We start from the raw sequence: 23,724 nt of genomic DNA, 5'->3' as shown, positions 1-23,724 counted from the left end.
ATGGCCGGCTTAGGATTCCAGCGGGTTTAGGCAATCGCGGGGTGGGAAACAAGGTGGCCGCGGTCGGAACGGTCTGGCGGGTCCTCCTGTGGCCGCTTCAGGCGCTGCAATCGGCACGGGGGATGCTTTTCCCGTGGATCGCCGTGCTGGTCGGCTGCGGGATCGGCGCCTGGTTCTCGGTTCCGGTGGAACCGGGGGCCGGAAGCTACTCGCTAGCGGCTCTCCTGCTGGCGGGTGGTCTGGTGCTGGCCACGAAGGTTGAACTCGCGCGCCCGCTGGGCCTCGCCCTCGCCGCCGCGGCCGCAGGCTGGATCGCCGCCGGGATCCGCGCCCATTCCCTCGACGCGCCGATGCTGGGCTTCCGCTACTACGGCCCGGTCGAGGGGCGGATCGTCGAGATCGACCGCTCGCAGTCCGATGCGCTGCGGCTGACACTGGACCAGGTGGTGCTGCAGGAGGTTTCGCCCGCGCGGACACCCCTGCGCGTCCGCATCTCGTTGCAGGACGAACAAAACTGGCTGCACCCGACACCGGGGCAGGTCGTGATCCTGACAGCGAACCTTGCCGCACCCGAGGGGCCGGTGGAACCCGGGGCTTTCGACTTCCGCCGCATGGCCTTTTTCGACCAATTGGGCGCCGTCGGCTACACCCGGACGCCGGTCCTTCTGCTGGAGGAACCGACAGGCGGGGCGCTGCCCGTCGACCGGCTGCGCAGTTGGCTGACGCAGGGCATGCTCGCGCACATGGACGGACAGGCGGGGGCCTTCGCGGCAGGCGCGATGACGGGGGATCGCTCGGCCATCACCGAGGACACGGTGCAGGCGCTGCGGGATTCCTCGCTGGCGCATCTGCTGGCAATCTCCGGGATGAACATGGCTTTCCTTACCGGCTTCGTCTTTGCGCTGCTGCGCTACGGTCTGGCGCTGGTGCCTTTCGCTGCGTTGCGGGTGAACACGAAGAAGGTGGCGGCCGTGGTCAGCTTCGCGGTCGCGCTTTTCTACTTGCTGCTGTCGGGCGCGAACGTGGCCACCGAACGTGCCTTCATCATGATCGCGGTCTTCCTTGGCGCGGTGCTTCTGGACCGCCGGGCGCTGACGCTGCGGTCGGTGGCGGTTGCGGCGATGCTGCTGCTGCTTGCCCGGCCCGAAAGCCTGCTCGACCCCGGCTTCCAGATGTCCTTCGCAGCGACCATCGCGCTGATCACCGGCTTCGCGGCACTGGACGGCAGCATCTACCGCGAGCGCATCCCGCGCTGGCTGATGCCGGTCTTCACCTTGGTGCTGTCCTCGCTGATCGGCGGCCTTTCGACCGCGCCCTATGCGGCAGCGCATTTCAACCGTTTCACCGATTACGGGCTGATCGCGAACTTGCTGACCGTGCCGGTCATGGGGGCGGTGATCATGCCCGCGGGGGCGGTGGCGGCACTCCTCGCGCCGTTCGGCCTTGCCGCGCTGCCGCTCTGGGTGATGGAACAGGGCGCGCGCTGGATCCTGTTCGTGGCGCACTGGATTGCGGGGCTGGAGGGATCCGTGACGGCGATCCCCGCTCCCGATCCTTCGGTGCTGCCGCTCTTCACGCTTGGGGCGCTGTGGCTGATCCTGTGGCGGGGGAAGGTGCAACTGGCGGGCGTGGTGCCTGTGTTTGCGGCGCTGGTCCTGTGGTTGACGGCGGAGCGGCCAGTGCTGCTGGTCTCGGGTGATGGCAGGCTTCTGGGTCTGGAGGGGCCGGAAGGTCGGGCGCTTTCCGCGCCCAAGGGCGGCGGCTTCGCGGCCGAGAACTGGTTGCAGAACGATGGCGACCTGGCTGCGCAGGCGCTGGCGGCGGAACGGCCGGGCTTCGACGGCCCGAAGGGCGAGCGCTGGTTCGATCTGGCGGGGCTGCATGCCGTGGCGCTGTCGGGGAAGGGAGCCGAAGCGAAGCTGCCCGAAGTCTGCCAGTCGGCAGAGCTGGTCATCCTGGCCGCCGAGGCCGCAGCCGCACCCGAAGCCTGCCCGCTGATCGACGCGAAGACCCTTTCCGCCACCGGCCCGCTGGCCATCTGGCGCGAGGGCGGGGGCCTGCGGATCGTGACGACCAAGGGGGCAAGACGGCTGTGGTCGCCGCCCCTGCGCGAGGCCCGGTTGCCGGACCTGTCCGCGAAAGGCCTGAAACTTGCCGCTCAGTAGCTGCGGATCAGCCCGACAAGGCGGCCCTGCACCTTGACCAGGTGGTCGGGAAACACCCGCGTCTCGTAGGCCGGGTTGGCGGCTTCCAGCGCGATCATGTTGCCACGGCGGCGATAGCGTTTCAGCGTGGCCTCGTGATCCTCGACCAGCGCCACCACGATGTCGCCGTTGTCGGCGGTCGACTGTTCGCGGATCACCACGATGTCGCCATCGTTGATCCCGGCCTCGATCATGGAATCGCCTTTGACTTCAAGCGCATAATGCTGGCCCTTGCCCGAGAGCATCGAGCCCGGCACGGCGATGTGGTGCGAAACCTCGGAGATCGCCTCGATCGGCACACCGGCTGCGATCCGGCCCATCACCGGCAGTTCCAGCGCATGCACCGAGGAAACCGGCATCGCGCCGCGCGGCGGATCGACCTTGTCGCCCGCGATCACCTTGGGCGAGAAGCCCGGCTTTTCCATCGCCTCTGGCAGCTTGACGATTTCCAGCGCCCGGGCGCGGTGGGCGAGGCGGCGGATGAAGCCGCGTTCCTCCAATGCGGTGATCAGCCGGTGGATGCCGGACTTCGAGCGCAGGTCGAGCGCATCCTTCATCTCGTCGAACGAGGGCGGCACCCCGTCGCGGTCCATCCGCGTCTTGATGAAGTCCAGAAGTTCCAACTGCTTGCGTGTCAGCATGATCGGGCCCCCAACAGCGTGTGTTAACACAATGTTCTGCCCGTGTTCCCGGTTTGTGTCAAGAAATATCCATGGGGGGTCAAAGTGGCAGGTAGTCGACCATGGTCCCTGCGCCACGCGGGCCATCGGCCACCGGACGGATCAGGAGCGCGTCGGCCTGCCCGAGAATCGACAGGAGCGCGGAGTCCTGCCGGTCGAAGGGGGTGATTGCTGGCACCCCTTCGCCGGGAGAAAGCCGCGACCGCATGTAATGGGCCCGAGGGCCATTGGCGGGGACATCAACGGCCAGCTTTGCCTTCCGCGCCTGCGGCGCTGGAGAAGGGTCGCCCAGCATCGCCCGGACCATCGGCAACAGGAACAGATGCCCGCAGACCACGGCCGAAACCGGGTTGCCCGGCAGCCCGAGCATCGGCACCCCGTTCAACCGCCCCGCCATCAGCGGCTTGCCGGGGCGCATCGCGATCTTCCAGAAACTGTGGTCGAGGCCTGCGGTCTTGCCCACCAGGTCATGATCCCCGACGGAAGCCCCGCCGATGGTGACGATCAGGTCGGCACCCTCGGCCAATCCAAGCACGGTCGCCAGCTCCGCCTCGGTGTCCCGTGCGATGGGAAGGAGGCGCGCTGTCCCGCCCTCGGCCTCGATCAGCGCCTTCAGGGCGAAGCTGTTCGAGGCGATGATCTGGTCGGCGCGGGGGTCTTCGCCCGGCATCACCAACTCGTCCCCGGTGGCGATCAGCGCCACCACCGGGCGACGGCTGGCCTGCACCGAGGGGATGTTCATCGCCGCCAAAAGCGCAAGATCGTTCGGTCGCAGGCGGCGGGGGGAAAGGCTGTCGCCCGTGCGGAAGTCCTGGCCTTGCGGACGGATGTTGGTGGAGCCTTCGGTCCCCTCGCGCAGGATGATCCGGTCGCCGACCTTCACCACGTCTTCCTGGATGATCACCCGCGTCGCGCCTTGCGGCACTGGGGCGCCGGTGAAGATGCGCACCGCCTCACCCTGGCCGACCTGCCCGGTGAAGGCATGGCCGGCCCCTGCCTCGCCGATGACCAGGAAGTTGTCGTCCGGGCCGGGGTCGCCTTGCACCGCATAGCCATCCATCGCCGAGGCGGAAAACGGCGGCTGGTCGCGGGTGGCGACGGCGGGCGCGCACATCCAGCGCCCGGCGGCCTGCGCCAGAGGCACGGTTTCCGGCGGCAACGGCGCAGCAAGGGCCAGGCAGCGGGCAAGCGCCTCTTCTACCGAAATCATCATTTCGCCTCGTAACGACCTGATTTGCCGCCATCTTTCAGGATCAGACGTACCCCGTCGATGACCATGGATTTCTCGACCGCCTTGACCATGTCATAAATCGTCAGCGCCGCGACCGAGACGGCGGTCAGCGCCTCCATCTCCACCCCGGTCTGGCCCGAGGTCTTGACGGTCGCCTCGATCCGCACCCCCGGCAGGGCGGGGTCGGCCATCAGCTCCAGCGCGACCCTGGTGATCGGCAGCGGATGGCACAGCGGGATCAGGTCCGAGGTCTTCTTCGCCGCCATGATCCCCGCCAGTCGCGCGACCGAAAGGACATCGCCTTTCTTCGCGCGACCTTCCGAGATCAGCGCCAGCGTTTCCGTGGTCATCCGCACCGCGCCTACGGCAACCGCGACCCGGTCGGTCACGGGCTTTGCCGAGACGTCGACCATGTGGGCCTGGCCCCGGTCGTCGAAATGCGACAGCGGCTGTTTGTCGGGGCCGCTCACAGCCCGCCCTGCGCCGTCAGCGGATGCGAGAGGATCGCGCGGGTCGCGGCGGTCACGTCGTCCTGCCGCATCAGGCTTTCGCCGATCAGGAAGCAGCGCGCGCCATACTGCGCGAGGTCGGCAAGGTCATCAGGCGTGTGAAGCCCGCTTTCCGCGACGATGATCCGGTCCTCCGGCACCCGGCGGGCAAGGCGGCGCGTGGTGTCGAGCGTCACCTCGAAAGTGTGCAGGTTGCGGTTGTTGATGCCGATCAGCGGTGATTTGAGGAGCGCCGCCCGGTCAAGCTCGGCCTCGTCATGCACTTCGATCAGCACATCCATGCCAAGCCCCATCGCGGCGGCTTCCAGCTCGGCCGCCTGGCTGTCGTCAAGCGAGGCCATGATCAGAAGCACGCAATCGGCATTCAGCGCGCGGGACTGGGTGACCTGGTAGGTGTCATACAGGAAATCCTTGCGCAGGCAGGGCAGGGCCACGGCATCGTGGGCGGCGACAAGGTAGTCATCGGCCCCCTGGAACGAAGGTGCGTCGGTCAGGACGGAAAGGCAGGTGGCGCCCCCGGCCTCGTAGGCCTTGGCAAGGGCCGGCGGGTCGAAGTCGGGGCGGATCAAGCCTTTGGAGGGGCTGGCCTTCTTGATCTCGGCGATCAGGCCGTAGCCGGTCAGCGTCGCTTCACGAAGGGCACGGGCAAAGCCGCGCGGCGGGGAAGCGGCCTTGACGGTCGCTTCGAGGTCGGCCAAAGGCGTAGCGGCCTTGGCCCTGGCCACTTCCTCCAGCTTGTAGGCCTTGATGCGGTCGAGGATGGTGGACATGGGGAGCCTCTCAGGCGTTCGTCAGACGGCGCAGGGCGTCAACCTTGGCTTTCGCGGCGCCGGAGTCGATGGACGCCCGGGCCAACGCCACGCCGTCGCGCAGGGTTCCCGCCTTGTCCGCAACGACCAGCGCGGCGGCGGCATTGAGAAGGACCGCGTCGCGGTAGGCGCCCGGAGCGCCGTCGAGAAGTGCGCGGAAGGCGGCGGCGTTCTCGGCCGGGGTGCCGCCGAGGATCGCCTCGAACGGGTGCGGGGAAAGGCCTGCGTCTTCCGGGTGGACGGTGAAGTCACGCACGGTGCCGTTTTCGACCGCCGAGACGGAGGTCGGGCCGCAGATGGTGATCTCGTCGGTGCCGTCCGAGCCGTGGACGAGCCAGGCCTTCTCGGACCCCAGCGTCAGGAGCGTCTCGGCCATCGGTCGGATCAGCGCGTCGGAGAAGGCGCCGGTCAGTTGCCGCTTCACCCCGGCTGGGTTGGTGAGGGGCCCCAGGATGTTGAAGATCGTGCGGGTGCCAAGTTCGGCCCGGACCGGCATGACATGGCGGATCGCCGGGTGGTGCATGGGCGCCATCATGAAGCCGATCCCGGCCTCAGTGAGGCATTTCTCGACGACTTCGGGGCCGACCATCACGTTCAGGCCCAGTTCGGTCAGCGCATCGGCCGCGCCGGACTTGGACGAGAGGTTCCGGTTGCCGTGCTTGGCGACGGTCACACCCGCGCCCGCGACGACGAAGGCCGTGGCGGTGGAGATGTTGAGCGTGCCCTTGCCGTCGCCGCCGGTGCCAACGATGTCCATCGCGCCCGGCGGGGCCTGAACCGGGTTGCATTTCGACCGCATCACGCTGGCGGCGGCGGCGTATTCGTCGACCGTCTCGCCCCGCGTCCGCAGCGCCATCAGGAAGCCGCCCATCTGCGCGGGAGTGCCTTCGCCCTCGAAGAGCGCGTTGAACGCGGCTTCGGCCTCGGCGCGGGTCAGCGGTCGGTTGGCGGCGATGCCGATCAGCGGCTTCAGGGTGTCGCTCATGCCGGGACTTTCGCGCGAGCTTCGTCGAGGAAGTTGCGGAGGAGCTGGTGGCCGTGTTCCGAGGCGATGCTTTCCGGGTGGAACTGGACGCCCTCGATCAGGTGCTGGCGGTGGCGCAGACCCATGATCGTGCCGTCCTCCAGCCAGGCGGTGATTTCCAGCTCGGGCGGCAGAGTGGCGCGGTCGACCACGAGGGAGTGATACCGGGTGGCCTGGAAGGGCGAGGGCAGGCCGCGGAAGACGCCTGTCCCGGAATGGTGCATGGTGCCCATCTTGCCATGGACGATCTCGTGGCAGCGGACGACCTTGCCGCCGAAAGCTTCGCCGATCGTCTGGTGGCCGAGGCAGACGCCGAGGAGGGGGATGCCCGCCGTGGCGGCGGCCCTGGTCAGGGGCAGGCAGATCCCGGCGGCGGCGGGGTCGCAGGGGCCGGGGGAGAGGACGATCACCTCCGGCTGCATCGCGATCACGTCCTGGACTTGCAGGGCATCGTTCCGCTTGACGACGACATCCGCGCCAAGCTCGCCCAGGTAGTGGACGAGGTTCCAGGTGAAGCTGTCGTAGTTGTCGATCAGGAGGAGCATCGCGTCACCTTCGGGCCGGTTCCGGCTGGTTATCGCCGATGCGGGGGGCGGTGTAAACCGCGACACCACCGGATATGTCCACGGTGGACAAATCATTCAACCCATTATGAGTAAAAGGCTTTCTCGCGGGCGTTAGGGTGGTGTTAACTTTTCGCCCGGTGTCAGGCGGGTGCCCCTACGGCATTTCGTGCCGGATCAGGTCGTCCTCACCGAGGTAGCAGCCGGTTTCCACGGCGATAAGCCGCACGGGCAGGCGGCCGGGGTTTTCCAGCCGGTGCGGCTGGCCGAGGGGGATGTGGATCGCCTCGCCCTCGCCCACCAGCCGGGCGCGAATGCCCACTGTGATCTCGGCGGTGCCTTCGACGACGACCCAGTGTCCGGAGCGGTGCAGGTGGGATTGCAGCGCGGTCGCCTCTCCCGGAGCGAGGTTGAGGGAGCGGACGCGGAAGCGCGGGCCTTCTGCGAGGGTCGGGGCGGCAAGGGCCGGTTCGGCCGGACGGAAGGCGGCCATCGGTGCCTCGGCGAAGTCTGCGGGATTCGATCCGTCCATGCTGGTGTTCCCTTGATCCACCCGGGCAGACTCGCCGCAGATTGGTTAGCGGGGAGTTAACAGGGCGGGGCTATTTCGGGGCATTTCGGCGGCGGTCCGGGACTGGCGGGGGAGCGCCACCCCCGGCCCCTTGCCACGAGGGGGAGGGGAGGCGCTTCCGGCGGCATGGTCTTGTGAGACCCAGACGGTTCGCGGGTCGGGGCGGTTGATAAATCGAGCGCTGGCGCGCAAGCCTTTCGTCTCGCCTCTGCGCGTGAAGGACGCGCAACCGGCTCGGGCGAGCCTCCGGCGGGGATACTTGGGGCCAGGTGAATGGGCTTCTGGGCGGTGCGCCGGTCAGGTCCAGTCCAGCACCACCTTGCCCGAGAGGCCGGAGCGCATGGCGGCGAAGCCGTCCTGGAAGGCGTCGACCTTGAAGCGGTGGGTGATCACCTTGCGGATGTCGAGGCCGTTTTCCAGCATGGCGATCATCTTGTACCAGGTCTCGAAGATCTCGCGGCCGTAGACGCCCTTGATGGTGATCGCCTTGAAGACGATGCGCGACCAGTCGACCGGCGACTTGCCGGGGGGAATGCCGAGCATGGCGATGCGGCCGCCCATGACCATGTGCTCGACCATCTGGTCGAGGGCCTGCTGGCTGCCCGACATCTCCATCCCGACGTCGAAGCCCTGAGACATCTTCAGCGCGGGATAGACGGATTTCAGGTCGGTGGTGGCGACATTGACCGGCACCACGTCGGCGACCTGCCCGGCAAGGTCGAGCCGGGCCTGGTTGATGTCGGTGATCACCACATGCCGGGCGCCGACGTGCCGCGCGACGGCGGCGGCCATGATGCCGATGGGACCGGCGCCGGTGATCAGCACGTCCTCGCCGATCAGGTCGAAGGAAAGCGCGGTGTGGACGGCGTTGCCCAGGGGGTCGAGGATCGCGCCGATCTCGTCATCGATCGCGTCGGGCAGGGGCACGACGTTGAAGGCCGGGAGCCGCAGGTATTGCGCGAAGGCGCCGGGTTCGTTGACGCCGATGCCGCGGGTTTCGGGGTCGAGGTGGAACTTGCCCGAACGGCTCTGGCGGCTGGTCTTGCCGATCAGGTGGCCTTCGCCGGAACAGCGCTGGCCGATGGTCAGGCCCTCGACGTTCTTGCCGATTTCCACGATCTCACCGGCGAATTCGTGACCTGTCACCAGCGGCACGGGGACGGTCTTCTGCGCCCAGGCGTCCCAGTTCCAGATATGGATGTCGGTGCCGCAGATGCCGGTCTTGTGGATGCGGATCAGGACGTCATCGGGGCCGATCTCGGGGACGGGCCGGGTCTCCATCCAGAGGCCGGGTTCGGGTTTCGACTTGGCGAGGACTTTCATTTCATTGGTCATTTGAGGACTCCGGTAGCCTTGCCTGCGGCGCGGAAGGCGGTCAGGGCGAAGTCGAGGTCGTCGCGGGTGAGTGCCGCGTTCATCTGGGTGCGGATGCGGGCCTGGCCCTTCGGGACGACGGGGAAGAAGAAGCCTGCGACATGGACACCGCGCTGGAAAAGATCGGCTGCCATGGCCTGCGCGAGTTTCGCGTCGCCAAGCATGACGGGGATGATCGGATGGCTGCCGGGGAGGAGGGTGAAACCGGCTTTCGTCAGCCCATCGCGCCAGTAGGTGGCGTTGGCGGTGAGGCGGGCGCGCAGGTCGTCGGCCCCTTCCACGATGTCGAGCGCGGCCAGCGCGGCGCCAACGACGGCGGGGGGGAGCGCGTTGGAGAAGAGATAGGGCCGGGCGCGCTGGCGGAGGAGGTCGATCACCGGCTGGGGCCCGGCGATGTAGCCGCCCAAGGCGCCGCCGAGCGCCTTGCCGAGGGTGCCGGTCAGGAGGTCGACCTGCACTCCGGCCCGGGCGGGGGTGCCTGCGCCCTTCGGGCCGGTGAAGCCGGTGGCGTGGCAGTCGTCGACCATGACCAGCGCGCCGTATTGGTCGGCCAGCGCGCGGATATCGGGGAGATTCGCGTAGAAGCCGTCCATCGAGAAGACGCCGTCGGTGGCGATCAGCATGAACCGGGCGCCATCGGCGCGGGCCTGTTTCAGCTGGGCTTCGAGGTCGGCCATGTCGCTGTTGGCATAGCGGTAGCGTTTCGCCTTGCAGAGGCGGATGCCGTCGATGATCGAGGCGTGGTTGAGGGCGTCGGAGATGACGGCGTCCTCGGGGCCGAGGAGGGGTTCGAAGAGGCCGCCGTTGGCGTCGAAGCAGGCGGCGAAGAGGATCGAGTCGTCATGGCCGAGGAACTGCGCGAGGCGGGTTTCGAGTTGCCGGTGCAGGTCCTGTGTGCCGCAGATGAAGCGGACCGAGGCCATGCCGAAGCCGTGGTCGTCCATCGCGGATTTGGCGGCGGCGATCAGGCGGGGGTCGTCGGCGAGGCCGAGGTAGTTGTTGGCGCAGAGGTTCAGCATCTCGCGCCCATCCATCTGCACATGCGCACCCTGGGCGCCGGTGATCAGGCGCTCGCGTTTCATCAGGCCTTCGGCGTCGATGCTGGCGAGGGTCGCGGTGATATGGTCGAGGAAGGCTGAACTATCCGTCATGGCAGAATCCTTTCCGGTTTCGCGGAAACTGGCAGAAGGCGGGGCGCGTGTCAACTTGGCGGATGGCAATCCGTTAAACTGGAAATCAGCTGTCCTGCACGATGAGGATGGCTCGGGCGGTCGTCGTGGCGGCGATCTCATGCGGGCGGTCGGCGGGGTAGCGGGCGACATCGCCGGGGGAAAGGCTGTCGGTCGCCTCGCCCGAGGTGACGGTGAGGCGGCCTTCGAGGACGGTCAGGTGCTCGCGGCAACCGGGGGAGTGGGCCTCGGAGGTGAGGCGGGCACCTTTGGCGAAGCGGAGTTCATATACCTCGTGGCTCCCGACGGATTCGGGGGCGGAGAGGATGCGGATGGTGACGCCGCTCCGGTCGATCACCGGGGCGGCGGCGGCGCGGGTCACTTCGATGCCGGGGGCGGGGCGGCCTTCGAGGAGGCCGGCGAAGTCAAGCTGCAGGGCCTGGGTCAGGGCCCAGAGCGTGGCGACGGTGGGCGAGGATTCGCCGCGCTCGATCTGGCTGACCATCGAGCGGGAGACGCCGGACAGTTTCGCTGCGGCGTCAAGGGAGAGGCCGCGGTCCTTGCGGGCGGCGCGGAGCGAGGCGGCGAGGCGGTCGTGAATGTCGGAGCGGTCGGCCATGGGGCCCATGGTGGCGGGGCGGGGCCGCCCCGTCAACTCAGGTGCCGCAGTAGGTGACGTACGTGCCGAAGCCGGTGGGCGCGGGGAGCATGTAGGGTTCGGCCTCGGCGAAGGGGGACTGGATGGCGGAAAGGAGGGCGTGGAAGGGGGCCATGTCGCCTGCGGTGGCGGCGGTCAGGGCTTCCTCGACCTTGTGGTTTCGCGGGATCACGGCGGGGTTGGCTGCTGCTATCCGCTGCGCCGCGCCTTCCCCGGCGCGGGCGCGCCAGCGGGGGAGCCAGACTTCCATCCTGGTGAAGTCGCTGGAGAGGGGGCGGAGGGCGGCTGCGTCGGCGAGGCGGCGGAAGGTGAGGGTCCAGTCGGCACCCTCCATCGCGGAGAGCAGGTCTTCGGCAAGCTGGGCGTCGGCGGGGTCTTCGCCGACCAGACCAAGCTTGCGGCGCAGCACGCCGGTCCATTCGGCGCGGTAGCGCGGCGCGATGCCGGACAGGCGGTCGTTGGCGATGTCGACGGCCTTGTCCTGATCCGGGTCGAGCAGCGGCAGCAGCGTCTCGGCCAGCCGCGCGAGGTTCCAGCCAAGGATCAGCGGCTGGTTGGCATAGGCATAGCGGCCCTGGTGGTCGATCGAGGAGAAGACTGTGCCCGGCGCATAGCCTTCCATGAAGGCGCAGGGGCCATAGTCGATGGTCTCGCCGGAAATGGCCATGTTGTCGGTGTTCATCACGCCATGGATGAAGCCCACGCCCATCCATTCCGCGATCAGCCGGGACTGGGTGGCGATGACGGCGTCGAGCAGCGCGAGATAGGGATTTTCCACCTGCGAAAGGTCGGGGTAGTGCCGTGCGATGGCATAGTCGGCGAGCGCCTTGACCCTGTCCCGCTCGCCCCGGGCGGCGAAGAACTGGAAGGTCCCGACGCGCAGGTGGCTGGCGGCGATGCGTGCAAGGACCGCGCCGGGCAGCTTCGTGTCGCGCCAGACCTCTTCGCCCGTTGCGACGACCGAAAGCGCGCGGGTGGTGGGCACGCCGGTGGCCGCCATGAATTCCGACACCAGGACTTCGCGCAGCATCGGGCCGACTGCCGCCTTGCCATCGCCCCCGCGCGAGAACGGGGTCTTGCCGGAGCCTTTCAGCTGGATGTCGAAGCGGTGGCCGTCCGGTGCCAGCACTTCGCCCAGAAGATGCGCGCGGCCATCGCCGAGCTGGGGCGAGAAGCCACCGAACTGATGGCCGGCATAGGCCTGGGCGATGGGGTCGGCGCCGGGGGGAAGGGAGGCGCCGGAGAACCAGGCCTCGGCCTCGGCGTCGGAAAGGTCCAGACCAAGATCGGCGGCAAGTGGGCGGTTCAGGTACAAGAGCCGCGGCGCAGGCGCGGGGTCAGGGGCAACCCGCAGATAGGTGCCGGGCAGGTCGCGGGCGTAGGAATGGTCGAAGGCGATGGTCATGGCCGAGATATGCGCCCCGAGGGCCTGTCGCGCAAGGCATCGACCGGGAGCCAAAATCCCTGAGCAAGGATTTTGACAAGTTTCTTCCTCAGGAAACCTGGGCAACCGTCGCGAACTTTGGGGGCGGATGGTCGGGGCGGCGGGATTCGAACTCGCGACCTACGGTACCCAAAACCGTCGCGCTACCAGACTGCGCTACGCCCCGACTGCGGCTTCCATAAACGGAGTGGGCCGGAAAGAAAAGCCTCAGCCTTCGCAGGGCCAGGCGGCGCCGGCGCCCGGGATTGCCGGGTGGCGAAGCGCGCTGCCGGGCACAATGCCGAGCTTCTTGGCCAGGCCCGCGTTGATCTCCAGCACGAACTGCACCCCCTCGCCGCCGTCGATGGGCGTGAGATCACCCGGCACTGCACCGGAATGGACCCGCGTCACCGTTCCCGTGGCGTCGGCAAACACCATGTCCAGCGGAATCAACGTGTTCTTCATCCAGAACTGCACACGGCGCGGCACCTCGTAGACGAAGAGCATTCCCGATGCCGGAGCCATCTCGGTGCGGAACATCAGCCCCTGCGCGCGTTCGTCGGGGGTATCGGCCAGCTCGACCGCAAAGCTTTCCTGTCCACCATCCCAGCGCAGGTCCAGCCGATCGGGCGCGCAGGCGGCCTCGGCCCAGGCAGTGCCGGGCAGCGTCATCAGAGCCAGACAGACGGCATGGCGCAGGGACGCCATCAGGGCTTCTCCCGCCCGGCGGATTCCCAGGAAATCACCTGGACGGCCATCCGTCCGCGCCGCCCCTCGATGATGCGCAGCGCCACGGCCTCGCCGGCGGCCAGATCGGCAAAACCCGAGACCCGAAGCACCTCGGCATGCACGAAGACGTCTTCAGGACGGCCGAACACATTGGCAAAACCGAAGCCCTTGCCCTTGTCGAACCACTTCACCCGCGCAGGCTCCATCGGCAGGGCCAGGATGTCGGCGCTGACCAGCTGCGCGGCATCCTCGCCAAAGGGCAGCACGACACCCTCGGGCGGATCGATCCGCACGACTTCCACGGCCTGAACGCCGCGCTGGGTCCTCTGGACCTTCACTTCGATCCCGGCACCATCTGCCACCGACCCCTGCCCGAAGTTCCGCAGAACGTTCGCGTGGAGCAGGATGTCTGCATCTGTCTGGTCTGATACGATGAACCCGAAACCCTTGGAAGGATCAAACCACTTAACCCGACCATGCACGATCTGCATGACCTCTTCATCTTCTGACATTCGGAAGGCCTTCTCCCCAGAATGAGCCCTTGGCGGCACAATTGGGGGAATAATCCCGCTGTGATCAAGGGCTATTCAGCAGTTGATCCACAGATAAACGGCCAAGTCCCCGGAAACCTACGGATTCAATCTTTCGACCGTCCAGCCTGCCGCTACGGCAGCGCGGGACCAGCGGAAGCGGTCGTGCAACCGGAAGGCACCATCGGCCCAGAACTCGATCTCCACCGGATGGATCCTGAAGCCGCCCCAGTAGGGCGGGCGGGCAGGATTCGGGCCCTTGGTCAGGGCGACCTTCGCCGCTTCGGCCATCAATGCCTCGCGCGAGGAGAGGGGCTGCGACTGGTGGCTGGCCCATGCGCCGAGGCGCGATTTCAGGCTGCGGCTGGCGAAATATTCGTCGGCCTGGGGGCCGTCCTCGCGGGTGACGATGCCGCGGACGCGAATCTGGCGGCGGAGCGACTTCCAGTGCATCACGAAGGCGGCCTTGCCTGCGGCGGCGATCTCCTGCCCCTTGGCCGAGCCGTAGTTGGTGTAGAAGACGAAAGCATCGGCTTCGATCTCTTTCAGCAGCACCATGCGGACGTTCGGCATGCCGTCCGGATCGACCGTGGCCAGCGCGATGGCATTCGCGTCGTTCGGCTCCTGCGCCTCGGCCTCGGTCAGCCATGCGCGGGCGAGCGCGAACGGATCGCTGCCAGCGAAGATGCCCGAACGGTCCATGCGCGACTCCTGCCTTTGCGTTAAGGACCTGCCTTGAAGGGCGGCCCCGCTTCGCCTACACGTCAAGGCAACGAAAAGGGCGAGGGGTCAGGAATGTCAACCGGACTTATGCAAGGCAAGCGCGGCCTGATCATGGGGCTTGCGAACGACAAGTCCATTGCCTGGGGCATCGCGCAGGCGGTGGCGGGGCAGGGGGCGGAGCTGGCGTTTTCCTACCAGGGCGAGGCCCTGAAGAAGCGGGTCGAGCCCCTGGCGGAAAGCCTGGGCCAGCCGCATCTTTACGAATGCGACGTGGCGAGCGACGAGAGCATCGACGCCCTCTTCACCGCGCTGAAGGCGGAATGGGGGCAGCTGGACTTCCTCGTCCATGCCATCGGCTTCGCCGACAAGAATGAGCTGCGCGGGCGCTATGTCGACACCTCGCGCGCGGGCTTTGCGCTGGCGATGGACATCTCGGTCTATTCCTTCACCGCCGTCTGCCAGCGGGCGGCGGCGATGATGGGGCCGGGCGGCAGCCTTCTGACGCTGACCTATTTCGGCGCGGAACGGGTGATGCCGCATTACAACGTGATGGGTGTGGCCAAGGCGGGGCTGGAGGCTTCGGTAAAGTACCTGGCCGAGGACCTGGGCAAGGACGGCATCCGGGTGAACGCGATTTCAGCGGGGCCGATCAAGACGCTGGCGGCCAGCGGCATCGGCGATTTCCGTTATATCATGCGCTGGAACGAGCTGAACTCGCCGCTCCGGCGGAACGTGACGCAGGAAGAGGTCGGCAAGGCGGCGCTGTATCTGCTGTCGGACCTTGGCAGTGGCACGACGGGCGAGAACCTGCATGTCGACGCGGGTTATCACATCGTCGGCATGAAGGCGATCGACGCGCCGGACATCGACATCGTCACCGGCAAGAAGGAGGGCGGCCAGTGAGCCGCGCCCGGGCATGAGCCTCACAGCCTTCCTGGCCTTTGCGGGACTTGTGCTTTTCGCCGTGGTCTCGCCCGGCCCGGCGGTCCTGATGTCGGCCCGCACCGGGCTGACCGAGGGCTTCCGCACCGGCGTGATGCTGGCCTTCGGCATCGCCAGCGGCGCGGTCATCTGGGCGCTGGCGGCGATGTTCGGGTTGCACCTGATCTTCGACGCCGCACCGTCGCTGCTCTGGGCGCTGAAGATCGGCGGGGCGGCCTATCTGATGTGGATGGCCTGGCATCTCTGGCGCGACGCGAAAGAGCCTTTCATCGCCGAGGACGCCCGTCCCGTCCCGCGGTCGCCCTTCGCGGCCTACCGGCTGGGGCTCTGGACCAACCTGTCGAATCCGAAGGCCGTGGTGATGTATTCCTCGATCTTCCTTGGCACCATCGGCCCCGGCACGCCCACCTGGGTGCTGGCCTGCCTGATCCTGCTGATCCTGGGTGCCGAAACGGCCTGGAACAGCCTTGTCGCCCGCATCTTCTCGCTGGACCGTACCCGCGCGGCTTACATCAGCCTGAAAACCGTGATCGACCGCTCGTTCGGGGCCGCGTTGGCCCTATTGGGCGTGAAGATCGTCGCCACCTGAAGGAGGGACCCATGTCCGCCGACCGCCTGCCGCATGAAAAGGGATTTCACGTCAGCTGGGACCAGATCCACCGCGACGCCCGCGCGCTGGCCTGGCGGCTGGACGGCAAGGGGCCCGGCGAGGGCGGGACCTGGAAGGCGGTGGTGGGGATCACCCGCGGGGGGCTGGTGCCGGCGATGATCGTCAGCCGCGAGCTGGACATCCGGGTGGTGGATTCCATTTCGGTGAAATCTTACCACTCCGGCGGCGGCAAGGCCGACCAGCGCCGCGAAGCACAGGTGATCAAGGCGCCACAGGCCGACATCATGGGCGACGGATCGGGCATCCTGATCGTCGACGACCTGGTCGACAGCGGCAAGACGCTGGAACTGATCCGCGGCCTTTACCCCAAGGCGCATTTCGCCTGCGTCTATGCCAAGCCCGAGGGCGAGAAGCAGGCCGACACCTACATCACATCCGTCAGCCAGGACACCTGGATCTTCTTCCCCTGGGACATGGCTCTGCAATACGTCCAGCCGATGCGCGGGGCGGATTGAACCGTCAGTCGTGCAGGTGGCGCTCAATGTCCTGAGCGCTGTGCAGGATGCGGATGATCTCGATCCGATCATCCATCTCCTTGAACCAGATGACATGTGAGCCGCAGTTGTATTTCAGGGAAGCGGGTCGAACGCTCGATTTTCGCCCGTGCTTCCGGCCAGATGCAAGCCACTGGCAAGTATCCCGGATCATGTCGGTATAGTCGTCAGCCTGGTCCGGTCCCCAGTTCTTGGCACTGTAGTCCCAGATTGAGTCCATGTCTGCGTTAGCCCGGCGCGAGAAAGAGAGATCTTTCATCGACCCTCATACTCCGCCCGCTTTCTGGTTTTGAATGCTTCGAAATCGAACGGACCGGCCTGTCCAGACTCCTCGCCCTCGATCAGCGCGGCTTCCAGCGCCTTCACTTTCGCCTCATGCTCCTGCAACAGGCGCAGCCCGGCCCGGACGACTTCGCTGGCGGAACCGTAGCGCCCCGACCTGACCTCGGTGTCGATGAAATTGCTGAAGTGGTCGCCAAGGGAAACCGAGGTGTTGCGGGGCATCGCATTGGTCCTTCATCTGGAGAAGCGCAGGTTATGCCAACAGGTACCAAGAATCAATATTGCGCGGAAGACGAGGGGGCTTGCAACCGCCCGCCATCCGGGGACACTGCGCGGGACCCGCCACGGATGGACCGACCGATGACCCTGCCCCTGAACCCCGCCTTTGCCGCGACCGAGCCGCCCCCGGTGATGGAGGCGCGGCGCTGGGTCGAGGGGGTCACTTTCCCCGCCGACCGCCCGCTGATCAACGTCAGCCAGGCGGCCCCGGTCGACAGCCCGCCGCTGGGCCTGCGGCAGGCGCTGGCGGATGCCGCGCTGAACGATCCGCAGGCGCATCTCTACGGCCCGGTGCTGGGCATGCCCGCCCTGCGGGAGGAAATCGCGACGCAGTGGTCGGCGATCTATGGCGGTGCCATCCGGCCGTCGCAGGTGGCGATCACCCAGGGGTGCAACCAGGCCTTCTGCACGGTGATGGCAACGCTGGCGGGACCGGGGGACGAGGTGATCCTGACCACGCCCTGGTACTTCAATCACAAGATGTGGCTCGACATGGCCGCCGTGACGACGGTGCCGCTGGAGACCGACGCGACGCTGATTCCTTCGGCGGAGGCTGCCGCGAAGCTGATCACCGACCGGACCCGCGCCATCGTGCTGGTCAGCCCGAACAATCCCGGCGGGGTGGAGTATCCGGCGGAAACGCTGACGGCTTTCCGCGACCTGTGCCGGGCCAAGGGTGTGGCGCTGATCGTGGACGAGACCTACCGCGACTTCGACAGCCGCACGGGGGCCCCGCATGACCTGTTTGCCGATCCCGGCTGGGCCGACACGCTGATCCATCTTTACAGCTTCTCGAAGGCCTACCGCCTGACCGGGCATCGGGTGGGGGCCGTCATCGCCAGCCAGGCCCGGCTGGCGGAGGTGGAGAAGTTCCTCGACACCGTCGCGATCTGCCCGAGCCAGCTGGGCCAGATCGGCGCGCTCTGGGGGATGCGGAACCTGCGGCAGTGGGTGGCCGGGGAACGCGACGAAATCCTCGCCCGCCGAAAGGCGATGATCGAGGGTTTCGCAACCCTGAAAGGGTGGAAGCTTCTGGGATGCGGCGCCTATTTCGCCTATGTCGAACACCCCTATGACATGGCGAGCGACGTGCTGTGCAAGCGGCTGGTCAGCGAGGCCTCGCTTCTGATGTTGCCGGGGACGATGTTCCAGCCCGAGGGGTCGGCGGCGGGCAAGCGGCAGATCCGCATCGCCTTTGCCAATGTCGACGCGAAGGGTATCGCCGAGGTGATCCGGCGGCTGGCGGCCTTCCGGGCCTGACAGCTGCGTGAGCGCTGCGGGGCGGGCGATCTTGATCTTGCCCCCCCGCGGCCTTCCCACTATTCACCGCAAGCGAACAACCCGAAGGCAGAGCCATGGCCAAGATCCCGACCGAAGAAGCGAAACGCCCGCGCGGCAAGGCACAGGAAGCCGCGGTCTGGACGCTGATGGGGATGCTGATCATCGGGCTTGGCGGGTTCGGCGTCACCAACTTTTCCGGCCGGATGACCAAGATCGCCTCGGTCGGTTCGGTCGAGATCACCACGGACGACTATGCGCGCGCATTGCGGACCCAAGTCAACGCCTTGTCGCAGCAGTTCGGCAAGCAGCTTTCGATGCAGGAGGCGTTGAGCTTCGGCATTGACAAGCAGGTGCTGCAAAGCGTGCTCACGCGGGCCGCGCTCGACAACGAGGCGCAGCTTGTCGGCCTTTCGGTCGGCGATGAAGTCGTCGCGGCCGAGATCATGAAGATGGACAGCTTCAAGAGCGCATCGGGCGGTTTCGACCGTGAGGCCTATCGTGCCACGCTGGACCGCAACCGGCTGTCCGAGGCGGAGTTCGAAGGCAACCTGCGGCGCGACATCAGCCGCGAGCTGTTGCAGGGCGCGGTCGGCGGAGGGTTCGCCGCACCGAAGCCGCTGACCGATACGCTGTATGCCTGGGTCGCCGAGCGCCGGGGGTTTTCCATGCTGCGCCTGTCCGAGGCGGACCTGGCGACCCCGGTGGCCGAGCCGACCGATGCCGAGTTGAAGGCGCATTACGACGCCCATATCGACCGCTTCACCAGGCCGGAAGCCAAGCGTATCACCTATGCCTCGCTGTTGCCCGAGGCGATTGCCAAGGACCAGCCGGTGGACGAGGCGGCGTTGAAGAAGCTTTATGACGACCGGATTTCCGAGTTCGTGGTTCCCGAACGGCGGATCGTGGACCGGCTGGTGTTCCCCGATCAGGCCAGCGCCGATGCGGCCAGGGCCAAGCTCGATGCGGGCACGACCTTTGACGCGCTGGTGGCCGAACGCGGGCTGACGCTCGATGCGATCGACCAGGGCGATGTGTCGAAGGCCGACCTGGGCGCGGCTGGCGATGCGGTCTTTGCCGCGGCCGAAGGCGCGGTGGCCGGGCCGGTGGCCAGCGACCTTGGCCCGGCGCTCTACCGGGTGAATTCTGTTCTTGCGGCAGAGGAAACCAGCTTCGACGACGCGCGCGAGACGCTCGCCGCCGAGATGCAGGTCGAGGCCGCGCGCAAGGTCATCGGCGACCGGGTGGAGGAGATCGACGATCTTCTGGCCGGGGGCGCGACGCTGGAGGACCTTGGCAAGGATGCGGGTCTTGCGCTGGCCACGCTGGATTATGTTCCGGGCCAGCAGGGCGACACCACCATCGAGGGCTACCCGGCCTTCCGCGACGCGGCCGAGGCGGTGCAGGACGGCGATTTCCCCGAGGCGATCGTGCTGGACGACGGCGGCGTCGTCGCTTTGCGCCTGGACGAGATCGTGCCTGCCGCGCCGATCCCCTTCGAGGAGGCGAAGGAGAAGGTGGCCGAGGACTGGCGCAAGGAGGCGGTTGCCAAGGCGCTGTCCGCCCGCGCTGCCGAGATCAAGGCAGGCGTGGAAGGCGGCGCCCGGATCGGCAGCTTCGGCATCGTCGACGCGACGCCGGAAACCGCGCGCTCGGGTGCTGTCGCCGATGCGCCGGAAACCCTGCTTGCCGATATCTTCAAGATGGCCGAGGGCAGCGTTCAGGTGATCGAGGCGGATGGCTTCACTGCCGTGGTGCAGCTTGACAAGATCCTGCCCGCCGCCACCGAGGGTGAGGATGCGACGGCGCTCCGGGCCTCGCTGGACGCGCAGGCCCGGCAGGCGATCTCGAAGGATGCCTTCGCCGCCTTCACCGCCGCGCTGACCGCCGGGGCCGGGATCACGCTTGATCAGGCCGCGATCAACGCGGTCCATACGAGCCTGCCCTGATGCAGCTGTCCCCCGGTTTTGCCGAGTTCGAGGCGGGCTGGAACGCGGGCCGCAACCAGATCGTCTGGGCGCGGCTGGCGGCGGACCTCGATACCCCCGTCAGCCTGATGCTGAAGCTCGGGGATGCCCGGGCCGACACCTTCATGCTGGAATCGGTGACGGGCGGCGAGGTCCGGGGCCGCTATTCCATCGTGGGGATGAAGCCCGATCTTGTCTGGCAGTGTCATGGCGACAGAAGCCGGATCAACCGCGAGGCGCGGTTTGACCGGCAAAGCTTCACCGATCTGGCCGGGCACCCGCTGCAAACCCTGCGCGACCTGCTGGCCGAATGCCGGATCGAGATGCCCGAGGGGCTGCCTGCGGTCTCTGCCGGGCTCTTCGGCTATCTCGGCTATGACATGATCCGCCTGGTGGAACACCTGCCGGACGTGAACCCCGATCCGCTGGGCCTGCCCGATGCCGAACTGATCCGCCCCTCGGTCGTGGCCGTGCTCGACGGGGTGAAGGGCGATGTCACGGTGGTGGCCCCGGCCTGGGTTGCCTCTGGCCTATCGGCGCGGGCGGCCTATGCGCAGGCCGCCGAGCGGGTGATGGACGCGCTGCGCGACCTTGACCGGGCCCCTTCGGCGGCGCGCGACCTGGGCGAGGAGGCCCCGGTCGGCCCGGCGCAGTCGAACTTCAGCCATGCGGGCTACAAGGCCGCGGTCGAGAGGGCCAAGGAGTACATCCGCGCCGGCGACATCTTCCAGGTGGTGCCGAGCCAGCGCTGGTCGCAGCGCTTCACCCTGCCGCCCTTCGCGCTCTACCGCAGCTTGCGGCGCACCAACCCCTCGCCCTTCATGTTCTTCTTCAACTTCGGCGGCTTCCAGGTGATCGGGGCCTCGCCCGAAATCCTGGTTCGGCTGCGCGATGGCGAGGTGACGATCCGCCCCATCGCCGGGACGCGCAAGCGGGGCGCGACGCCGGAAGAGGACCGCGCGCTGGAGGCCGACCTCTTGGCCGACCCCAAGGAACGGGCCGAGCATCTGATGCTCCTCGACCTTGGCCGGAACGACGTGGGCCGGGTGGCGAAGGTTGGCACGGTGCGACCGACCGAAACCTTCATCATCGAACGCTACAGCCACGTCATGCATATCGTGTCGAACGTGGTCGGCGAGATCGGCGAGGGACAGGACGCGCTGTCGGCGCTGCTGGCGGGCCTTCCCGCAGGCACCGTGTCGGGGGCGCCGAAGGTCCGGGCGATGGAGATCATCGACGAGCTGGAGCCGGAAAAGCGCGGCGTCTATGGCGGGGGCGTGGGTTACTTCGCTGCCAACGGCGAGATGGACTTCTGCATCGCGCTGCGCACGGCGGTCCTGAAGGACGAGACGCTGTATATCCAGGCCGGGGGCGGCGTCGTCTTCGACAGCGACCCTGAAGCCGAGTACCAGGAAACCGTCAACAAATCCAACGCCCTGCGTCGCGCGGCCGAGGATGCCGGCCGTTTCGCCGGGCGCGGAAACAGCTAAGACCGCACCGTCAGTCCACCTTCAGCACCGCCGTCAGCGGCGCCAGCGCCACCGTGGCGGCCTTGCCTTCGACCGTCCATTCCAGAAGGGCGGCAACCGTCGCGGGATCGGCGGTACCAACCACGGTCACACGGCCATTCTGGTCGGCCTTGAACACCGCCCGGTCCAGGAGCCGTCGCACCGCGACCTTGTCGCCACTACCCTGGTCAAGGTTGCGGAACACGACGGCGGCCTCAAGATCTTCGCGCCGGGCCACCTGGTCGGCGGCGTTCAGCCCTTCATCCCAGGTCAGGAGACCGCGGCCCTCCGCCTTCAGGATCGGGACCACGGCGCTTGCGAGCCCGCGGTTGTTCTGGAACACCGGGCTGGCCAGATCCATCACCGCGACCGCTTCGGGCAATCCCTGTTCCATCGACTGGAAGGCCACCTCGACGTCCGACGCCTGGGCACCCTCGGCGATGCCCGTCACCAGCATCACGACTTCCTTTCCTGCGGCGCGGTAGATCGCGGCGCGGTCGGGCGTGGCGGGGTCCAGCGGGTCCAGCGCGAAGCTGACCGGGAAGGGCAGGGTGGCCAGCCCCGTGCGGTCAAGGTCAGGGCTGCCGTCATCAATCAGAACGATGGCGAAGGGCGGCTTCGCTGCCGGGTTCTCGAAGGTCGCGGCAAATTGCGCGATGGGGCGCGGATCGACCGGGGCGCTGCCGTTGTCCGCAGCCGGGTCCACGGCTGTTTCGGTGCCGCGACCGATGATCACGCCTTCCCCCGCGCGGATCAGGCCGGGCGCGGGCTTGAAGGTCGAGCCGTTCTCCTCGGTCACGGCCGTCGCGGTGCTGTCGTCAGCCGCGCCGGGCAGTGCTGCGGGCTTGGTGCCCGGCATCTCGGCGACTTCGGCGCCCGGCGCGGTTTCGGTCTCCGGCAGGGGCGCGGTCTCCGGCAGCGGCGCGGTCTCGGCGAGTTCGGTTGCAGGCTCTTCGGTTGCGGGTTGTTCGGTTGCGGGTTGTTCGGTGGCCGGTTGATCGGTCGCGGGGATCTCGGTTGTCGCGGCCTCCGTTGCGGAGGCCTCGGCAACCGGAGTTTCGGTTGTCGGGACTTCGGCAACCGGGCTTTCCGTTGCGGCCGTCGCCGGTGCCTCCGCTGCGGGGGCGGTGCCAGCCTCGGTGACTGGTGTCTCCTCGACCGCCGCCTCGGCCGGCGCTTCGGCTGCGGGTTCGGTCACGACCGGAGCAGGTTCGGCTGCGGGGGCGGGCTCCGGTTCCGGCGCCGGCACGACGGCGGGGCTTTCCTCCACCTGGGCGAGTTCCACCGGAGCCGGTTCGACCGGTGCAGGCTCGACGGGGGCGGCGTCGGCGGGTTGGGCGTCGACAGTCGTCGCGGCCTCGACCGGCGCGGGTTCAGCGGGGGCCGTTTCGACGGTTGCAGCGTCGGGCGCAGCGTCGGGCGCAGGCTCGACAACCGCGGTCTCGGTCGCGGGCGTCGCGGTCTCGACCGCTTCCTCCACGGTGGCAGGCTCTGCTGCCGGTGCCGGGTCAGGCGTTGCCGTTCCGGCCTCCGCGACCACGGTTCCGGCCGGTACGGCAGCTTCGACCGGGGCCGCCGGTTCTGGCGTCTCTGCCGCGGCATCGGCGGTGGTCTCGGCCGGTTTCGACGGCGCGGCCTCGGTCGATGGTTTCGCCACATCGCCCGCGACCGCGGTGGCCGCTTCGTTTGCCGCAGTGCCTTCGCCCTCTGCCGGGGCAGGCGCCGCCGGTTCCTCCGGTTGCACAGCAGCCACAGCGGGAGCAGGATCTGCCGCAGGCTCGGCCGGAGTGGCGACGACCGCTTCGGGCTCGACCGGGGTCGCGATCTCGACCGGATCGGCCTTGGCTCCGGCTTCCGGGGCGGTCGCTTCGGGTGCCGCAATCGGCGCTTCCGCCGCTGCGACCGGCGCGTTGTCGTTCGCGGGCCTGGTCGGGAACAGGAGCGATCCGACGACCAGCCCCCCCGTGACCACCAAGCCGCCCGTAACCATGCCGAGAAGGAATTTGCCGACCACTGCTGCCTCCAGCCTTGCGCCGTTGCAAGCGATCCGCAGCAGGATGATCGTCTCCGCCTGCCCTGGATTGCCGGTTTCTTTCGGCGCCATTCT

Annotated in this window: 24 protein-coding genes and 1 tRNA gene; 7 read left to right on the top strand and 18 right to left on the bottom strand. The window is 67.7% G+C overall.

The window, feature by feature from the left end:
• Positions 1–53: 53 nt before the first annotated feature.
• Entirely contained in the window at positions 54–2,165 is a 2,112-nt protein-coding gene (locus JNL31_RS04220) for a ComEC/Rec2 family competence protein (RefSeq protein ID WP_366928915.1), read from the top strand.
• Here the strand turns inward: JNL31_RS04220 and lexA are convergent.
• The 15 genes from lexA to pdxH all read right to left on the bottom strand — a co-directional run bounded on the left by lexA (position 2,159) and on the right by pdxH (position 14,176).
• The gene (gene lexA / locus JNL31_RS04215) at positions 2,159–2,845 is read right to left on the bottom strand and encodes a transcriptional repressor LexA (RefSeq protein WP_294970411.1); all 687 of its coding nucleotides are present in this window, start codon (positions 2,843–2,845) and stop codon (positions 2,159–2,161) included. The genes JNL31_RS04220 and lexA overlap by 7 nt on opposite strands.
• 79 nt (positions 2,846–2,924) lie before the next feature.
• The gene (locus JNL31_RS04210) at positions 2,925–4,094 is read right to left on the bottom strand and encodes a molybdopterin molybdotransferase MoeA (protein WP_294970452.1); all 1,170 of its coding nucleotides are present in this window, start codon (positions 4,092–4,094) and stop codon (positions 2,925–2,927) included.
• The gene (gene moaC / locus JNL31_RS04205) at positions 4,094–4,585 is read right to left on the bottom strand and encodes a cyclic pyranopterin monophosphate synthase MoaC (RefSeq protein ID WP_294970409.1); all 492 of its coding nucleotides are present in this window, start codon (positions 4,583–4,585) and stop codon (positions 4,094–4,096) included. Before moaC ends, JNL31_RS04210 begins: the two co-directional genes overlap by 1 nt.
• Positions 4,582–5,394, bottom strand: coding sequence for an indole-3-glycerol phosphate synthase TrpC (trpC, locus tag JNL31_RS04200; protein ID WP_294970408.1), 813 nt, complete (start codon positions 5,392–5,394; stop codon positions 4,582–4,584). Before trpC ends, moaC begins: the two co-directional genes overlap by 4 nt.
• A gap of 10 nt (positions 5,395–5,404) precedes the next feature.
• Positions 5,405–6,418 carry an anthranilate phosphoribosyltransferase gene (trpD, locus tag JNL31_RS04195; protein ID WP_294970407.1) on the bottom strand — a complete coding sequence of 338 codons (1,014 nt, stop codon included), beginning with the start codon at positions 6,416–6,418 and terminating at the stop codon, positions 5,405–5,407.
• Positions 6,415–7,002 carry an aminodeoxychorismate/anthranilate synthase component II gene (locus JNL31_RS04190; protein WP_294970405.1) on the bottom strand — a complete coding sequence of 196 codons (588 nt, stop codon included), beginning with the start codon at positions 7,000–7,002 and terminating at the stop codon, positions 6,415–6,417. Before JNL31_RS04190 ends, trpD begins: the two co-directional genes overlap by 4 nt.
• 175 nt (positions 7,003–7,177) lie before the next feature.
• Positions 7,178–7,552 carry a phosphomannose isomerase type II C-terminal cupin domain gene (locus JNL31_RS04185; protein WP_294970403.1) on the bottom strand — a complete coding sequence of 125 codons (375 nt, stop codon included), beginning with the start codon at positions 7,550–7,552 and terminating at the stop codon, positions 7,178–7,180.
• Positions 7,553–7,888: 336 nt separating this feature from the next.
• The gene (tdh, locus tag JNL31_RS04180; protein WP_294970401.1) at positions 7,889–8,926 is read right to left on the bottom strand and encodes an L-threonine 3-dehydrogenase; all 1,038 of its coding nucleotides are present in this window, start codon (positions 8,924–8,926) and stop codon (positions 7,889–7,891) included.
• Positions 8,923–10,116 (bottom strand): glycine C-acetyltransferase, encoded by a 1,194-nt coding sequence (gene kbl / locus JNL31_RS04175; RefSeq protein WP_294970398.1) that lies wholly within the window; start codon positions 10,114–10,116, stop codon positions 8,923–8,925. Before kbl ends, tdh begins: the two co-directional genes overlap by 4 nt.
• A gap of 85 nt (positions 10,117–10,201) precedes the next feature.
• Positions 10,202–10,753, bottom strand: a complete 552-nt coding sequence (locus tag JNL31_RS04170; protein WP_294970395.1) for a helix-turn-helix domain-containing protein — start codon at positions 10,751–10,753, stop codon at positions 10,202–10,204.
• A gap of 37 nt (positions 10,754–10,790) precedes the next feature.
• A complete protein-coding gene (locus tag JNL31_RS04165) occupies positions 10,791–12,197 on the bottom strand; it encodes a YdiU family protein (protein ID WP_294970392.1) in 1,407 nt (468 codons plus the stop codon).
• Between the two features lie 128 nt (positions 12,198–12,325).
• Positions 12,326–12,402 (bottom strand) — tRNA-Pro (locus tag JNL31_RS04160).
• Positions 12,403–12,443: 41 nt separating this feature from the next.
• On the bottom strand, positions 12,444–12,923 hold the full coding sequence (locus JNL31_RS04155; RefSeq protein WP_294970388.1) for a DUF192 domain-containing protein: 480 nt from the start codon (positions 12,921–12,923) through the stop codon (positions 12,444–12,446).
• Positions 12,923–13,456 (bottom strand): cold-shock protein, encoded by a 534-nt coding sequence (locus JNL31_RS04150; protein WP_294970386.1) that lies wholly within the window; start codon positions 13,454–13,456, stop codon positions 12,923–12,925. Before JNL31_RS04150 ends, JNL31_RS04155 begins: the two co-directional genes overlap by 1 nt.
• A 117-nt stretch (positions 13,457–13,573) precedes the next feature.
• Positions 13,574–14,176 carry a pyridoxamine 5'-phosphate oxidase gene (gene pdxH / locus JNL31_RS04145; RefSeq protein ID WP_294970383.1) on the bottom strand — a complete coding sequence of 201 codons (603 nt, stop codon included), beginning with the start codon at positions 14,174–14,176 and terminating at the stop codon, positions 13,574–13,576.
• A 93-nt stretch (positions 14,177–14,269) separates the two neighbouring features.
• Between pdxH and fabI the strand changes: the two genes are divergently transcribed.
• From fabI to gpt, 3 genes are read left to right on the top strand one after another with little or no spacing between them, the layout of a single operon-like run.
• Positions 14,270–15,100 (top strand): enoyl-ACP reductase FabI, encoded by an 831-nt coding sequence (gene fabI, locus JNL31_RS04140; protein WP_294970381.1) that lies wholly within the window; start codon positions 14,270–14,272, stop codon positions 15,098–15,100.
• A gap of 13 nt (positions 15,101–15,113) precedes the next feature.
• Entirely contained in the window at positions 15,114–15,728 is a 615-nt protein-coding gene (locus JNL31_RS04135) for a LysE family transporter (RefSeq protein ID WP_294970380.1), read from the top strand.
• Between the two features lie 11 nt (positions 15,729–15,739).
• Positions 15,740–16,264 (top strand): xanthine phosphoribosyltransferase, encoded by a 525-nt coding sequence (gene gpt / locus JNL31_RS04130; RefSeq protein WP_294970377.1) that lies wholly within the window; start codon positions 15,740–15,742, stop codon positions 16,262–16,264.
• 4 nt (positions 16,265–16,268) lie between these two features.
• On the opposite strand, the gene JNL31_RS04125 is transcribed toward gpt, so the two are convergent.
• Both JNL31_RS04125 and JNL31_RS04120 read right to left on the bottom strand, forming a co-directional pair.
• Complete coding sequence (locus JNL31_RS04125) at positions 16,269–16,562, bottom strand: type II toxin-antitoxin system RelE/ParE family toxin (protein ID WP_294970374.1); 294 nt, start codon at positions 16,560–16,562, stop codon at positions 16,269–16,271.
• On the bottom strand, positions 16,559–16,807 hold the full coding sequence (locus JNL31_RS04120; RefSeq protein WP_294970371.1) for a type II toxin-antitoxin system ParD family antitoxin: 249 nt from the start codon (positions 16,805–16,807) through the stop codon (positions 16,559–16,561). Before JNL31_RS04120 ends, JNL31_RS04125 begins: the two co-directional genes overlap by 4 nt.
• Before the next feature lie 138 nt (positions 16,808–16,945).
• Between JNL31_RS04120 and JNL31_RS04115 the strand changes: the two genes are divergently transcribed.
• The 3 genes from JNL31_RS04115 to trpE all read left to right on the top strand — a co-directional run bounded on the left by JNL31_RS04115 (position 16,946) and on the right by trpE (position 21,599).
• Positions 16,946–18,124: an aminotransferase gene (locus JNL31_RS04115; RefSeq protein WP_294970369.1), complete on the top strand. Its 1,179-nt coding sequence runs from the start codon at positions 16,946–16,948 to the stop codon at positions 18,122–18,124.
• Positions 18,125–18,219: 95 nt separating this feature from the next.
• On the top strand, positions 18,220–20,091 hold the full coding sequence (locus JNL31_RS04110; protein WP_294970366.1) for a peptidylprolyl isomerase: 1,872 nt from the start codon (positions 18,220–18,222) through the stop codon (positions 20,089–20,091).
• Complete coding sequence (trpE, locus tag JNL31_RS04105) at positions 20,091–21,599, top strand: anthranilate synthase component I (RefSeq protein WP_294970363.1); 1,509 nt, start codon at positions 20,091–20,093, stop codon at positions 21,597–21,599. Before JNL31_RS04110 ends, trpE begins: the two co-directional genes overlap by 1 nt.
• Positions 21,600–21,609: 10 nt before the next feature.
• On the opposite strand, the gene JNL31_RS04100 is transcribed toward trpE, so the two are convergent.
• Positions 21,610–23,721, bottom strand: coding sequence for a polysaccharide deacteylase family 2 protein (locus JNL31_RS04100; protein ID WP_294970360.1), 2,112 nt, complete (start codon positions 23,719–23,721; stop codon positions 21,610–21,612).
• Positions 23,722–23,724: the final 3 nt, after the last annotated feature.

Source organism: Tabrizicola sp. (genome assembly GCF_016792905.1).
Classification (GTDB): Bacteria; Pseudomonadota; Alphaproteobacteria; order Rhodobacterales; family Rhodobacteraceae; genus Tabrizicola.
This window is presented reverse-complemented; position numbering and strand designations above follow the sequence as displayed.

Excerpts from the sequence above, each read along its gene's own strand:
- lexA (WP_294970411.1), bottom strand. The coding sequence starts at position 2,845 with ATGCTGACACGCAAGCAGTTGGAACTTCTGGACTTCATCAAGACGCGG.
- JNL31_RS04210 (WP_294970452.1), bottom strand. The coding sequence starts at position 4,094 with ATGATTTCGGTAGAAGAGGCGCTTGCCCGCTGCCTGGCCCTTGCTGCG.
- trpC (WP_294970408.1), bottom strand. The coding sequence starts at position 5,394 with ATGTCCACCATCCTCGACCGCATCAAGGCCTACAAGCTGGAGGAAGTG.
- trpD (WP_294970407.1), bottom strand. The coding sequence starts at position 6,418 with ATGAGCGACACCCTGAAGCCGCTGATCGGCATCGCCGCCAACCGACCG.
- JNL31_RS04190 (WP_294970405.1), bottom strand. The coding sequence starts at position 7,002 with ATGCTCCTCCTGATCGACAACTACGACAGCTTCACCTGGAACCTCGTC.
- JNL31_RS04185 (WP_294970403.1), bottom strand. The coding sequence starts at position 7,552 with ATGGACGGATCGAATCCCGCAGACTTCGCCGAGGCACCGATGGCCGCC.
- tdh (WP_294970401.1), bottom strand. The coding sequence starts at position 8,926 with ATGACCAATGAAATGAAAGTCCTCGCCAAGTCGAAACCCGAACCCGGC.
- kbl (WP_294970398.1), bottom strand. The coding sequence starts at position 10,116 with ATGACGGATAGTTCAGCCTTCCTCGACCATATCACCGCGACCCTCGCC.
- JNL31_RS04170 (WP_294970395.1), bottom strand. The coding sequence starts at position 10,753 with ATGGCCGACCGCTCCGACATTCACGACCGCCTCGCCGCCTCGCTCCGC.
- JNL31_RS04165 (WP_294970392.1), bottom strand. The coding sequence starts at position 12,197 with ATGACCATCGCCTTCGACCATTCCTACGCCCGCGACCTGCCCGGCACC.
- JNL31_RS04155 (WP_294970388.1), bottom strand. The coding sequence starts at position 12,923 with ATGGCGTCCCTGCGCCATGCCGTCTGTCTGGCTCTGATGACGCTGCCC.
- JNL31_RS04150 (WP_294970386.1), bottom strand. The coding sequence starts at position 13,456 with ATGTCAGAAGATGAAGAGGTCATGCAGATCGTGCATGGTCGGGTTAAG.
- pdxH (WP_294970383.1), bottom strand. The coding sequence starts at position 14,176 with ATGGACCGTTCGGGCATCTTCGCTGGCAGCGATCCGTTCGCGCTCGCC.
- fabI (WP_294970381.1), top strand. The coding sequence starts at position 14,270 with ATGTCAACCGGACTTATGCAAGGCAAGCGCGGCCTGATCATGGGGCTT.
- JNL31_RS04135 (WP_294970380.1), top strand. The coding sequence starts at position 15,114 with ATGAGCCTCACAGCCTTCCTGGCCTTTGCGGGACTTGTGCTTTTCGCC.
- gpt (WP_294970377.1), top strand. The coding sequence starts at position 15,740 with ATGTCCGCCGACCGCCTGCCGCATGAAAAGGGATTTCACGTCAGCTGG.
- JNL31_RS04125 (WP_294970374.1), bottom strand. The coding sequence starts at position 16,562 with ATGAAAGATCTCTCTTTCTCGCGCCGGGCTAACGCAGACATGGACTCA.
- JNL31_RS04120 (WP_294970371.1), bottom strand. The coding sequence starts at position 16,807 with ATGCCCCGCAACACCTCGGTTTCCCTTGGCGACCACTTCAGCAATTTC.
- JNL31_RS04115 (WP_294970369.1), top strand. The coding sequence starts at position 16,946 with ATGACCCTGCCCCTGAACCCCGCCTTTGCCGCGACCGAGCCGCCCCCG.
- JNL31_RS04110 (WP_294970366.1), top strand. The coding sequence starts at position 18,220 with ATGGCCAAGATCCCGACCGAAGAAGCGAAACGCCCGCGCGGCAAGGCA.
- trpE (WP_294970363.1), top strand. The coding sequence starts at position 20,091 with ATGCAGCTGTCCCCCGGTTTTGCCGAGTTCGAGGCGGGCTGGAACGCG.
- JNL31_RS04100 (WP_294970360.1), bottom strand. The coding sequence starts at position 23,721 with ATGGCGCCGAAAGAAACCGGCAATCCAGGGCAGGCGGAGACGATCATC.